This is a genomic window from Bacillus sp. MBGLi79 (assembly GCF_002953915.1).
In genome coordinates, this window is record NZ_CP026521.1 from 3746623 (window position 1) to 3759641 (window position 13019).

A 13019-nucleotide genomic window follows, 5' to 3' on the forward strand; every position below is an offset into this window, starting at 1 on the left:
GATGAAGGAACAGCACAATGCCTTTCAGCTGATGATGCTGGGGCTTCAGCACATGCTCGCCATGTATGCGGGAGCCATTCTCGTTCCGCTGATCGTCGGAGCGGCGATCGGACTGAATGCGGGGCAGCTGACGTATTTAATTGCGATCGATTTGTTCATGTGCGGGGCGGCGACTCTTTTGCAGCTCTGGAGAAACCGGTATTTCGGCATCGGCCTTCCCGTTGTGCTCGGATGCACGTTTACCGCAGTCGGCCCGATGATTTCTATCGGCAGCACTTACGGTGTCCCAGCGATATATGGTGCCATTATCGCCGCAGGGCTGATTGTCGTCTTAGCCGCAGGCTTCTTCGGAAAGCTTGTCCGTTTTTTTCCGCCTGCCGTAACCGGATCAGTCGTCATGATCATCGGTATCAGCCTGATCCCGACGGCAATGAATAACCTGGCCGGAGGTGAAGGAAGCAAAGAATTCGGCTCACTGGACAACGTCCTCCTCGGGTTTGGCGTCACAGCTTTTATCTTATTGCTGTTTTATTTCTTTAAAGGTTTTATCCGTTCCATAGCGATTTTGCTCGGTATGATCGCAGGAACAGCGGCTGCATACTTCATGGGAAAGGTCAATTTCTCTGAGGTCTTGGAGGCATCTTGGCTTCATGTTCCGTCTCTGTTTTATTTCGGACCGCCTGCCTTTGAATGGCCGGCTGTTGTCACGATGCTTCTCGTTGCGCTTGTCAGTCTCGTCGAATCGACTGGTGTTTACTTTGCGCTTGCCGATATCACAAACCGCAGACTGTCGGAGAAGGATCTGGAAAAGGGCTACCGGGCGGAAGGCCTTGCGATTATGCTAGGCGGCTTATTTAACGCGTTTCCCTATACAGCCTTCTCGCAAAATGTCGGCATCGTACAGCTTTCAAAGATAAAAAGTGTCCACGTCGTCGCCACCACAGGAATCATGCTGATGGCGATCGGGCTTGTTCCAAAAGCCGCGGCACTGACTACAGTGATCCCCAACCCAGTTCTCGGCGGCGCAATGATCGTCATGTTCGGCATGGTCATTTCGTACGGGATCAAAATGCTGTCCAGCGTCGACTTCGATTCACAAGGCAACCTGTTGATTATCGCCTCTTCCGTCAGCTTGGGGCTTGGCGCTACAACTGTTCCCGCGCTGTTTTCATCACTTCCGGGCGCCGCATCAGTCTTGGCGGGAAGCGGAATCGTGATCGGCAGTTTGACAGCCATAGCACTGCACGCTTTTTTTCAAGCCAAACAGCCGAATGGCTCAGACATAAAAACGTAAAGGAAGATGCCAATGCTCACAATGGATGACCTGAACCAAATGGACACACAAACACTGACAGACACACTTGGCTCTATTTTTGAACACTCTTCATGGATTGCGGAGAGATCCGCGGCATTACGGCCGTTTTCGTCCCTTTGTGATCTTCACCGCAAAATGACGGGTATTGTAAAAGCTGCGGATCGCAAGACACAGCTTGAGGTAATCAATAAGCACCCTCGGCTCGGAACAAAGAAAACAATGAGCAGTGAGTCGATAAAAGAGCAGCAGAACGCAGGGCTCAGCAAACTGGAACAGCAGGAATACGAGGAGTTTTTCAAGCTGAACGAACACTATTATGATCGCTTCGGCTTTCCTTTTATTTTAGCGGTAAAGGGAAAGACGAAACAGGACATTCATCAAGCCCTGCTGGAAAGGCTTGAGAACGAACGGGAATCGGAGTTCCAGCAGGCCCTTATAGAAATTTACCGAATCGCCCGCTTTCGCCTGGCTGACATCATCACTGAAAAAGGAGAGACGCAAATGAAAAGAACCATGTCTTATGGCAAAGGAAATGTATTTGCATACCGAACGTTTTTAAAACCGCTCACTGGAGTGAAGCAAATCCCAGAATCATCTTTTACCGAGAGAGACAATACAGTTGTCGGCGTTGATGTGACATGCGAAATTGGCGGAGACGCTTTCCTGCCATCATTTACAGACGGAGACAACACTCTCGTCGTGGCAACGGATTCAATGAAAAACTTTATCCAGCGCCATCTCGCATCCTATGAAGGAACGACAACCGAGGGGTTCCTACAATATGTAGCTCACCAATTTTTGGATACCTATTCTCATATGGACACGATCACTCTGACTGGCGAAGACATTCCGTTTGAAGCAATGCCTGCATACGAGGAGAAAGAGCTCACCACAAGCCGCCTTGTCTTCAGAAGATCACGCAATGAACGAAGCCGCTCTGTGCTGAAAGCCGAACGCAGCGGGAATACCATCACGATTACAGAACAATACAGCGAAATCATGGATCTTCAGCTCGTTAAGGTGAGCGGCAACTCCTTCGCCGGCTTCATCCGGGACGAATATACGACTCTTCCCGAAGACGGCAACCGCCCCCTGTTTGTCTATTTAAACATCAGCTGGCAGTATGAAAACACCAATGACGCATATGCTTCTGACCCAGCCCGCTACGTCGCGGCTGAACAAGTCCGCGACTTGGCGAGCACCGTTTTTCACGAGCTCGAAACCCCTTCAATCCAACACTTAATCTATCACATCGGCTGCAGAATATTAGCGAGGTTCCCACAGCTCACTGATGTCAGCTTCCAATCACAAAATCACACATGGGACACAGTCGTTGAAGAGATCCCGGGGGCAAAAGGAAAAGTCTACACCGAACCGCGCCCGCCATTTGGCTTCCAGCGCTTTACCGTGACAAGAGAAGACGCCGAGAAAGAAAAACAGAAAACCGCTGAAACCGCAGGGAGCCTGAAAGCCTGATGGGAAAGCTGACCACCCATATTTTAGATTTAACCTGCGGCAAACCAGCGGCGAACGTCAAAATTGAATTGAAGCGGCTGGGTGAAAGTATAATGAAAGAGGTGTACACTAACAAGGACGGAAAAGTCGAAGTCCCTCTGCTGGCTGCTGAAGAGTTGGTGTCCGGAGAATATGTGATGGAATTTCATGCAGGAGACTATTTTGCGAGTAAAAACACGAACGCAGCCGATCAGCCGTTTTTAACCATCGTCACCGTCCGTTTTCACATTGCAGATCCAGATGCGCATTACCATATCCCGCTTTTGCTGTCGCCGTTTGGTTATCAGGTATATAGGGGGAGTTAACGAAAAAGCCCGCCGGTGAGGCGGGCTTTATTTGCATTTCAATAAACTTTTGATCCTTAGGACAGTACTTGAAGTGATCCCACACGTAGTGAAACAACTGCCTGAATAACCCCCTCCAGTTTTTTTCATCATAATCACCCATAGAAAAAATATCCTGAAACCCTTTCATTTATAAATCGAGGTTTCAAACTGATAAGACAGCTCTTAGCAGCCGAACTCCCTTTCCCAATCCTATAAACAGACCGCTTTTTCTCTCCAAAAATACTTTGAATACAATTGTTCGGTTTTAATAGTTTTGATCATGCGGTCTCTCTTACACCTTCAGACAAAATATTCATTTTTTCTTTTTTAGACTCAAATCTATGTCGAAAATGATCGTTTGGCATATCTTATTCTATCTCCACTAAAGGAGGTGACTTTATGGGATTCTACAATTCTGGCGGAAACTCTGGTTATTCAAGCGGTCTCGGCAGCTCCTTCGCTTTAATCGTAGTGCTATTCATTTTGTTAATCATTGTTGGAGCTTCTTTCTTTAGCGGTTATTAAGTTTGACTTTGCCTATCCTCTGCGGTATCAGCACCTCCCTGTCCGTCAGACGCCATAAGAAGTTTTTATGGCGTCTTTGCTATGTGAAGCTGGAGCTATCAATTCTACGAAATGTACCGTATGTTTTCCCACACGCTGTCTGACCGCTTTTTCATAGTAAAATGTCAGGCTAAAAAAATCCGGCTTTTAAAAGCCGGACTCCCGTCTATCTCCGTTCAACTCTTCTCTAATCCTGCAAGCAGACCGCATAATCCCGCCATACCCGGTACACCGGCACAAATTCCCCGCCAGCCCCTCTTCTATGTCTTCGTCAGCCGGATGCGGGTTTTCCTCAAACAGCGCTTTAAGGGCAATCGTCATGCCCGGGGTGCAGTAGCCGCATTGGAAGCCGCCTTCCTCTAAGAAAGCGGTTTGGCAGATATCCAGCTCTTTTTTATGAATTCCTTCAATTGTTGTAATGGAATGGCCGTCCACTTGGTAAGCCATCGTCATGCACGCATTGGCCAGCCTTCCGTCGATAAGGATAGAGCACGCTCCGCAGCGGCCGATTCCGCAGGACACCTTTGTCCCGGTCAGCTGAAATTCCTTTCTAAGCAGGTCACTTAGACGTGTCGCAGGAACGGCTGCAACCTCATACTCCTGTCCATTCACGGTCATCCGCAACTGTTCCTTTTTTACAGAAAACGGCCCGGCCTCTTTTACGTCCATTCTTTCATCCCCTTCCTGTCTATCGCGTTAAGAAGTTCTTCTCTTGAAATGGGCAGCTTATTTATCCAGCATCCGACCGCATCATGTATGGCCTTTACAATAGCTGGAGTGATGGCGATCGTTCCGATTTCGCCAACACCGCGCGGTCCATATGCATCACCCTTCATTAAGTCCTCTATTGCGGTCAGCTTCATGTCAGGAACATCTTTGACTCCTGGAATCAAATAGTGATCGAGATTTTCCGCCGCATAACGTCCGTCCGTCATTTTCGCTTCCTCCATCAGTGTATAGCCGAGTGCCATGGCAGCGCCGCCTTCAATTTGACTTCGATAACCCTGCGGACTGACAACCGGACCTGCTGCAATAGCATGCTCACAATCTATCACTTTGACATCGCCTGTTAACAGATCTACCTCCACCTCAACGGCAGCCGCTCCAAATGAGTAAAGAAAATGGCCGCCCACTACAGGATCAGGCGTTGTTGGAAAGTCAAATGCCGTTTCCTCTGCCAAAGGGCCTTTTTCAGCCAGCTCCTTATACGTCACCACGAGCGCCTTCGTGTTTTTTTCACGCAATCCTGCAGCGCCGAGCATAAGGTTTTCCGCTGAACAGCCATTCCATTCTGCCGCCCGTTTTTTCAACTGAGCTAGAAACGGCTTCTTCAAACGCTGGATCGCATGCCACACCATGCTTGTGCCGCGGGATGCTGTGGAGGAGCCTGACTTCGGCACTTTTGCGGTATCCCCAATAACAACGGAAATATCCTCTACGGCACAACCTAACTCCTCCATGACAATCTGTTCAATCGCTGCTAGAATCCCCTGTCCGCATTCTTCAAATCCAAACGAAGCAGTGATTTTGCCTTCACTAGAAAGGGACAAACGGCCTCCTGCCGCATCCATTCGGCCATACCCCAGCCCTCCGCCGTGCATTGTGATTGCCGCTCCCGTGCCTCTTTGCAGATACCCGCATTTCCGGCTTGTTCTTGTAAGAATGGGAGATTTAGAAATAGTGTCCAGCACTTGCGCCGCTCCGTCAGTTGGTGCAATCCGATGCTCAAGCGGCCCCAAGTCATGCGGATTTCTGATATTTTTTCCTCTCAGCTCCAGCGGATCAATGCCGAGCATGCTGCTGAGACGATCTAGATGGGTTTCGAGTGCAAAAGTGATTTGGTTGCCGCCAAAACCCCGAAATTCTCCAGCCACCCCGTTGTTCGTAAATACAGATATTCCTTCAGTCCGGATATTCGGAATACGGTACGGCCCCGCCGCGTGCTCGACAGAAAAGTCAAGAACTGCCGGTCCGAGCGTAGCATAAGCGCCTGTGTCCGCCACAATTTTCACGTCATGCGCCAATAGATTTCCTGCATGATCCGCACCCGTTTTTATCGTAATCTTCATCGGATGGCGCTTAATGCCAGAACGTACAGATTCCTTTCGTGTTTGATGAACTTTGACCGGGCGTCTGCTTTTCAAGGCCAAAAGTGCAGCATACGGCTGGATATTCAGTTCATCCTTCCCTCCGAATGAGCCGCCCATCGGACTTGACACAACTCTGATCTTCTCTTCAGGAATGTCAAAAATACGGGCAAGCTGGAACCGGTCTTTATAGCCGTGCTGCGTTCCTGCATACATCGTAAAGCCGCCATCATCCTCTGGAACGGCTACGCCTCCCTCCGTTTCCATATACGTATGCATCTGCCGCGGCAGCTCATAGGTTTCTTCAAGGAATGTGTCAGATGCTCGAAAACCCTGTTCCACATCACCGTTTGAAAAAAACGCGCGGTGCAGGATATTCCCGTCCTCGTGCAGTCTATGCGCGCCCGGCTGAAGCGCTTTTTCAGGTGAATCAATGACCTCCAGCTCTTTATACTCAACGCAAATCAGCTCCAGCGCAGCCTCCGCGATTTCCTCCGTTTCCGCAGCAACTGCGGCGACCGCATCTCCGACATGCCGCACCCTGTCCTCGCATAAAACCGGCTGATCAGGGATGACAAGGCCAAATCGGTTTAAGCCGGGAACGTCTTTATGCGTGACGACGGCCCGCACACCTTCCACTTTCTCAGCTTTCATGGTGCAAATCGACACAATCTCTGCATGAGGATAAGCACTTCTCAGCACTTTGCCATACAGCATTCCTGGAAAGCTGAGATCGGTCATATATTTCAGTTCCCCTGTGACCTTTTCCCTTCCATCCGGCCTGACTCTTGATGGTTTGTTGATGATCATTTATTCCCCTCCCTCAGCCATCAGCTCTGCCATGATGACGTTGGCAGCGGCTTTTTTTCTGTATGCCGCTGACATAAAATCATCTGCGGAAAACGGCGGCTCATGGATAAGTGTTTTGTACAGCTCATGCGGGTCCCACCCTGATGCCTTCCATTTCGCTTCGCTGTCCAATAATCTTTCAGGTGTGATATCGGCATGGCCAGCGGCGAGACGAATGCCGCCGTCTTTCAAAAAACGTCCGGCTGCAACAGCAACCGCTCCTGTAAAAGCCTGACGCCTCCCAAGCTTGCGGTAAAATACACGCTCTCCCGCCACCCGCGGGATGATGACACGCGTGACGATAGCTGTTTCAAAGTCTCCATCCACAAGCCAAGCGCCTAACGGCAGCCTGATCTGTTCCTTTTGATACACGATAAGCTCAGCATCAAGCACAAGCAAAAGCGGAATCAAATCACCGATTTTACTCGCTATGTTTCCGCCAATTGTCGCCTGGCTGCGGATTGCAGGTGCGGCGACAGCGGAAGCAGCCTCACTGAAGCAGCTAATTGCGCTCTTGATTAAAGGGTTCTTTCTGCATTCACTCAGTGTGGTCAGCGCCCCGATCGACACGTGGGTGCCATTGACGCTTATCCCTCGCATCTCGTCAATCCCTTCAAGACTGACAAGGTGCTGTTTCGGCAAAATTCCTTTGTCCCACTGAAGCTGAAGCAGCGTGCTTCCCGATGCGGCACATACATCCGGAGCAAGCTGCTGCAAAAGCGAATAGGCCTCATCAAGCGCTGACGGCCTCCACAATTGAATATTCATCCTTTCTTTGGTCACTTGGCCGTTCAAGCCATCACCCTCCTTACCATGTCATATTCCTCCGGTGTATCAATATCCTCCAACTCACCGCTTCCCTTTGCCTCCAAAACCGCACCTGCTCCAAGCTTTCCGCTTTTCAGGAGCCTGCGAGCCCCTTCATCTCCCTTTAGCCCCTTTACATAAGGAAAACAAGCCGATGAGAAGTAGATTGGCGGGGTGAACGTCCCTAAAAATGATGACACGGCAAATGACTCAGGAGCTAGTGCCACAAGGGCATTGAGATGATCAACGGAAAGAAAAGGCTGGTCGGCTAACAAAATGACAACGCCGTCCGCCCCCATGCTTTCTGCTTTTCGCACCCCGCTGCTGATTGAATGCCCCTGACCCTTTTCCGCGTCTGGACAAACATGCAGGCTCCAGCGTTTTTGAAAAGGCGGTGCTTGATATGGCGATCCTATCCACTCAAGGGAGGCATGCTTTGTCCGCTCGACGACCAGCACATGATCAAGGCGGGACAACAGAGCAGTTTTCAAAGAAAGTGAGCCGATGGTTTTTTCTTTTAGCGGCAAAGCCAGCTTGTTTTGGCCCATTCTTTTGCTATTGCCGGCAGCGAGAAATACCCCAATCAGATAGGGGCTTCTCATACAACCGCCACCTGTTTTCTTGTTTGAATGATTTCTGCCACTACACTTACCGCAATTTCCTCGGGACCTTCTGCACCGATGTCCAGCCCGACCGGACTGTAAAAATGAGACGGAGGCTGTTTTCCGTTCAGCAGCCGTTTTGTACGATTTGCCGAACCCAACAGTCCAATATAATGAAGATTTTGAGAAAATAAGAAGTTGATGATCATTTGATCGTGCTGATAATGATGGGTTGCCACAACTGCTGCATCATGCGAAGAAAATTGGAATTCGCTGAGCATTTGTTCAGGAAAAGCGGTGATCAGCTGATCCGCTTTTGGAAAAAGAGAGGATGTGCAATAAGCGGGCCGCCAATCCGTCACGATAACAGAAAACCCTGTATCAGCCGCCAAATTGGCCAGCGGTACAGTATCCGGTCCCGCCCCGAACAGAATGAGACGCGGTTTCGGTTCAATTCGCTGAATAAACATGTTAGTTGGCGGATCGAAATGCGGTAAATGAAGCGTTGAAACAGTACGTTGAATATTTTGCAGAGGCGCGTCCGGCCAGTTCCCAAAATGCCCATTCTCCGTCAGAAATAAATAATGGGAGGATTCAATCTTTACAATAGAAGTGACAGCTTTGCCTGAATGAAGGCATTCCCTCACTTTTTCATAGTGGCGCCTTTTTCCCTGAGTGATTCGCTCTGCATGAACATGAATCATGCCGTTACACCCAGCTCCCATGCCCCAGGACAGATCATCCTCCGACCGCATGTCGTAGGGAATCAGCGCTGACGTGAGCTGATCGCCCAGCGCACTGATTCGTTGGCATAAATCTTCTTCCACGCACCCGCCGCTCAGCAAGCCAATCCGCTGGCCGCTTTTCTTAAAGAGCATAGAAGCGCCTGCTTTTCGATATGCGGAGCCTTCAACCTGAACAATGGTCGCCAGCACAGCCTCCTCCTGGTCTTCCAGGAGCGCGTCTAACACCGTGTGGAAATTTCCCAATGCTGCATCCTCCTCTCAAAAATTGCTGTGAGAAACAACGAGTTCCGCGTGATTTATGGGTAACTTGTATAAAGAATAGATGATGGAAGAGAAAATGACTCATGATTTGTCAGAAAATGAAACACATAGAAAGAGGATTTGTAAAAAGAGTCAAACGAAGAAAATCAAATTGGAGAAAACAAGAAATGATAACTTAAAAAAGCTTGCGGAGGTCCGCAAGCTTTTCTTTACACCGCTGCCTGTCGGCCAGCGTTTTCATATACATCAAGCGCCGCTTGGAGCGCCTTTCCTGCTTCGATACCTGCATTATGTCTGAGAAGCACAGCCTCTAACCCGGCAAGCACAAACAGCACGTTTTCTTTTCGGCAGCTGTAGCCCATCGTGCCGATTCTCCAGATCTTCCCTGCGAGCGGGCCGAATGAGCTGGCAATTTCGATACCGAATTGTTCCAGCAGCACACGACGGACAGACTCGCCATCGATGCCGCCGGGAATTTCAACACAGGTGACAACAGGCATTTTGCAGCTTTCATCTCCAAACAATCTTAGCCCCATTGCCTTTATTCCTGCTGCTAATGCGGTTTCATGGTACCGATGCCGCTCAAAACGGGCCTCAAGGCCTTCTTCAAGCACCAGTCTGACACCCTCACGCAAGGCGTACAGCATCGTCGTCGCTTCTGTATGATGATTGAGCCGTCTTTCGCTCCAATAATCCTCAAGCTGGCTCAAATCAAAGTAGTTGCTTGTAATTGGCCGATTTTCCGAAAGTGCTGCCCTGTCAGCTTGTGTCGCAATCCCGCGCTCCACCTTTTTGCGGGCTGCAATCACGTCCGCCACCCGCTCATTATATGTAATCGGCGCCATTCCTGATGGCACAGACAAACATTTTTGCGTCCCGCCGATGGCAGCGTCAATCTTCCATTCATCGACTTTGACCTCACAGCCCCCGATCGTTGCGACTGCATCGACGATAAACAATGCATCCTCAGTGCGGCAGGCTTCACCGATCGCTTGCAGCGGGTGAATCCGTCCTGTCGATGTTTCTCCATGCACCATCGCCACAATTTTCGGCTTCACTTTTTTTATCTCCCGTATGATGTCCTCCGGGTCAAAAACCGTTCCCCATTCGCACTCAAGCGTATGAACATTAGCCCCATACCGCTCGGCGATTTCAGTCAGCAAGTAACCGAAACGGCCGTAAATGGGAATGAGCACATCATCTTCCGGCTCTATTACGCTAGCCAGCACTGCTTCAATACCCGCCCGTGAAGTGCCGTCAATCGGGTATGCCCAGCGGTTTTTCGTTTGAAACAGCTCCCGAAGCATCTCCATCGTTTCATTCATAATACCGGTAAACGCCGGATCAAATTGGCCAACAACCGGGGTGCTCATTACTCTTAATACCCGCGGATCAACCTCAACAGGCCCCGGCGTCATAATCGTTCTTAACGGGGTGCATAATTCTCTTCTGCCTGACACAGCCATTCCTCCTTTATCAGTAAGCCAGTTTGTGTAATAAATCAGTCAGTGCGCGGACGCCGATCTCAAGCTGTCTGGCTGAGGTATATTCCTTCGGCGAGTGGCTGATGCCGCCCCGGCTTGGCACAAACAGCATACAAGCAGGATAACGCCTTCCAATCATTTGCGCGTCATGCCCAGCTCCGCTCACCATTTCCTCACAGCTGAAGCCGTTTTCTAATGCTGTTTCAAAAGCCACAGCCTTCAGCCTTTCATCCATCGGCACAGGCTCTATCCGCATATATTCATCAATCACGGCGCGAATTCCTTTTTGATGGCAAATACCATTGATCAAAGCAACCATGTCTTTATGAAACTGCTCCAGCACGTGCTGATGCTGATGGCGAATATCGATTGAAAACTGGACGCGTCCCGGTATGACATTGGCTACATTGGGCTCTGCCGTTATTTTTCCGCATGTCAGACGGAGCTCCTCCGGCTGCTCCTCCGACCGCAGCAGCAGCTCATGAATGATACGGCTGCTGGCTGCGAGCGGGTCCTTGCGCCATTTCATGGAGGTGGTTCCCGCGTGATTGCATTCCCCTTCCAGCGTGACGAGATATCGCCTCTGCCCCGCAATACTTGTCACAATGCCGAGATCCCGGCCTGACATTTCCAACGTCTGCCCCTGTTCAATATGAAGCTCAACAAAAGCGCTGATATCTGTCCGATATGCCGGCTGAAACACGCCTTTGCCAAAACCGCTCTCATGCATCGCAGTTTGCAGCGAGACTCCTGATTCGTCTCTTGGCTCTGCTCCATCCTGTAATGAAAAAACACCCGTCATATTCCCTGATCCCCAATAGGTCAGTGGAAAACGGCTGCCTTCCTCCTCACATAAGGATACCGCTTCGAGTGTTTTTTTCGGCGCTCCATAGGCCTCTTTGAGCTGCTTTATCGCAAGCATTGCCGCCAAAACACCATAGGCGCCGTCGTATTTCCCCCCGTTGATAACAGTATCGATATGTGAACCGGTTACAATGACTTCATCCGGAGACTGGGTGCCCGAAAGCCTTCCAAAAACATTCCCGACATCGTCGAATCTTGTCTCAAGCCCGAAAGAAGACATTTCTGTTTTCACGGCAAGCTGTGCGTCCATCCACTCTTTTGTGTATAAAAGCCTCGTTACGCCGCCGTCCGCGGACGCACCGTATTGGGCGAGCCATTCAATATAATCTGTGATGCTGTTTTTTACTGAAAGCTTTTGCTTTTCCATGTACTCCCCCCCTCTGGCCGTTATAGTGACTTCATTATAGAAGGAGGAACATGATAGTTCATTGGCATATTAACCAAAAAAACGTTTATTTTTTGGTCACAGTATCTAGCAATCAGGTTCACCCTACCTGTCAGAAAGCGTCAAACTGCCTTTCATATGTACGAGCTAGGCTTGCGGGAGAGGCGGTAAAAACAGAAATGGCGGCAGCTCGCAAAAACAGGACCTAAAGATATGCGAACAGGAGATTTCCGCCTCCTCCAAAGGAACTAATTTACAATTTTAATGAAAAATATACAAAATGACACTTCTATCCTTTATGTCAATTTTAGATAATAGACATGATCTCATAAAAGGAGGGCAAGTGATGACAAAAAAAGCATGGTTTCTGCCGCTCGTCTGTGTATTACTGATTTCCGGATGGTTTGCGCCGGCAGCTTCAGCAAGCGGGCAAAACGCATTAAGCCTTAATGACCGATTGGCGTCTTCCCCTTCAGGGACAGTTAGTCTTCTCTCATTAGCCCCCGCTGCACCCTATGCTGACACAGATACCTATTATGAAGGGGCTGAAGGCAAAACAGGAGACTCGCTAAAAAGTGCCCTGCACCGCATCATCAGCGGACACACGATGCTGTCCTACAGCGAGGTGTGGAACGCGCTGAAAGAAACCGATGAAGATCCGGCTAATCCGAATAACGTCATCCTGCTCTATACGAATGAATCGCGGTCCAAAAACCTGAACGGCGGCAATGTCGGCGATTGGAACCGCGAGCACGTCTGGGCGAAATCCCATGGCGATTTTGGTACGAGCAAGGGACCTGGTACTGATATTCATCATTTGCGCCCGGCTGATGTTCAAGTTAACAGCGCCAGAGGAAACATGGATTTTGACAATGGCGGCACTGAATATGCAAAGGCACCCGGAAATTATTATGACGGCGATTCATGGGAGCCCCGTGATGATGTGAAAGGCGATGTTGCCCGCATGCTGTTTTACATGGCTGTCCGTTACGAGGGTGATGACGGCTACCCTGACCTTGAGCTTAATGATAAGACAGGCAATGGCTCAGCTCCTTATCATGGCAAACAATCTGTCCTGCTCGAGTGGAATAAGCAGGATCCGGTTGACGACCGTGAGCGGAAAAGAAATGAAATCATTTATGAGAAATATCAACACAACCGCAACCCATTTATCGACCACCCTGAATGGGCGGATGAGATTTGGCCGTAAGAAA

12 protein-coding genes and 1 pseudogene are annotated in these 13019 nt (G+C 49.7%); 6 read left to right on the forward strand and 7 right to left on the reverse strand.

Annotated features, from left to right (window positions below):
* Position 1 precedes the first annotated feature (1 nt).
* From pucK to C1T29_RS19145, 4 genes are all read left to right on the forward strand, one after another.
* Positions 2-1294, forward strand: coding sequence for a uric acid permease PucK (gene pucK, locus C1T29_RS19130; RefSeq protein ID WP_095431834.1), 1293 nt, complete (start codon positions 2-4; stop codon positions 1292-1294).
* Between the two features lie 12 nt (positions 1295-1306).
* Positions 1307-2791, forward strand: coding sequence for a factor-independent urate hydroxylase (pucL, locus tag C1T29_RS19135; RefSeq protein ID WP_095431835.1), 1485 nt, complete (start codon positions 1307-1309; stop codon positions 2789-2791).
* Positions 2791-3135, forward strand: a complete 345-nt coding sequence (gene uraH / locus C1T29_RS19140) for a hydroxyisourate hydrolase (RefSeq protein WP_095431836.1) — start codon at positions 2791-2793, stop codon at positions 3133-3135. Before pucL ends, uraH begins: the two co-directional genes overlap by 1 nt.
* Positions 3136-3555: 420 nt before the next feature.
* On the forward strand, positions 3556-3681 hold the full coding sequence (locus tag C1T29_RS19145) for a YjcZ family sporulation protein (protein WP_014665279.1): 126 nt from the start codon (positions 3556-3558) through the stop codon (positions 3679-3681).
* A gap of 186 nt (positions 3682-3867) precedes the next feature.
* Here the strand turns inward: C1T29_RS19145 and pucE are convergent, their stop codons facing one another.
* The 7 genes from pucE to allC form a co-directional block, all read right to left on the reverse strand.
* Complete coding sequence (gene pucE / locus C1T29_RS19150; protein WP_095431837.1) at positions 3868-4389, reverse strand: xanthine dehydrogenase subunit E; 522 nt, start codon at positions 4387-4389, stop codon at positions 3868-3870.
* Complete coding sequence (gene pucD / locus C1T29_RS19155) at positions 4380-6617, reverse strand: xanthine dehydrogenase subunit D (RefSeq protein ID WP_103750174.1); 2238 nt, start codon at positions 6615-6617, stop codon at positions 4380-4382. The genes pucE and pucD overlap by 10 nt, the downstream gene beginning before the upstream one ends.
* On the reverse strand, positions 6618-7451 hold the full coding sequence (gene pucC / locus C1T29_RS19160; RefSeq protein ID WP_103750175.1) for a xanthine dehydrogenase subunit C: 834 nt from the start codon (positions 7449-7451) through the stop codon (positions 6618-6620).
* Positions 7448-8065, reverse strand: coding sequence for a xanthine dehydrogenase accessory protein PucB (gene pucB / locus C1T29_RS19165; RefSeq protein ID WP_103750176.1), 618 nt, complete (start codon positions 8063-8065; stop codon positions 7448-7450). The genes pucC and pucB overlap by 4 nt, the downstream gene beginning before the upstream one ends.
* Positions 8062-9054: an XdhC family protein gene (locus C1T29_RS19170; RefSeq protein WP_103750177.1), complete on the reverse strand. Its 993-nt coding sequence runs from the start codon at positions 9052-9054 to the stop codon at positions 8062-8064. Before C1T29_RS19170 ends, pucB begins: the two co-directional genes overlap by 4 nt.
* Positions 9055-9281: 227 nt before the next feature.
* On the reverse strand, positions 9282-10532 hold the full coding sequence (gene pucG / locus C1T29_RS19175; protein WP_103750178.1) for a (S)-ureidoglycine--glyoxylate transaminase: 1251 nt from the start codon (positions 10530-10532) through the stop codon (positions 9282-9284).
* A 16-nt stretch (positions 10533-10548) separates the two neighbouring features.
* Positions 10549-11787, reverse strand: coding sequence for an allantoate deiminase (allC, locus tag C1T29_RS19180; RefSeq protein WP_095431843.1), 1239 nt, complete (start codon positions 11785-11787; stop codon positions 10549-10551).
* 187 nt (positions 11788-11974) lie between these two features.
* Between allC and C1T29_RS19185 the strand changes: the two are divergent.
* Positions 11975-12070 (forward strand): annotated as a pseudogene (locus C1T29_RS19185) (hypothetical protein); the annotation flags it as partial.
* Between the two features lie 81 nt (positions 12071-12151).
* The gene (locus C1T29_RS19190; protein ID WP_103750179.1) at positions 12152-13015 is read left to right on the forward strand and encodes an endonuclease I family protein; all 864 of its coding nucleotides are present in this window, start codon (positions 12152-12154) and stop codon (positions 13013-13015) included.
* The last annotated feature ends 4 nt before the right edge of the window (positions 13016-13019 follow it).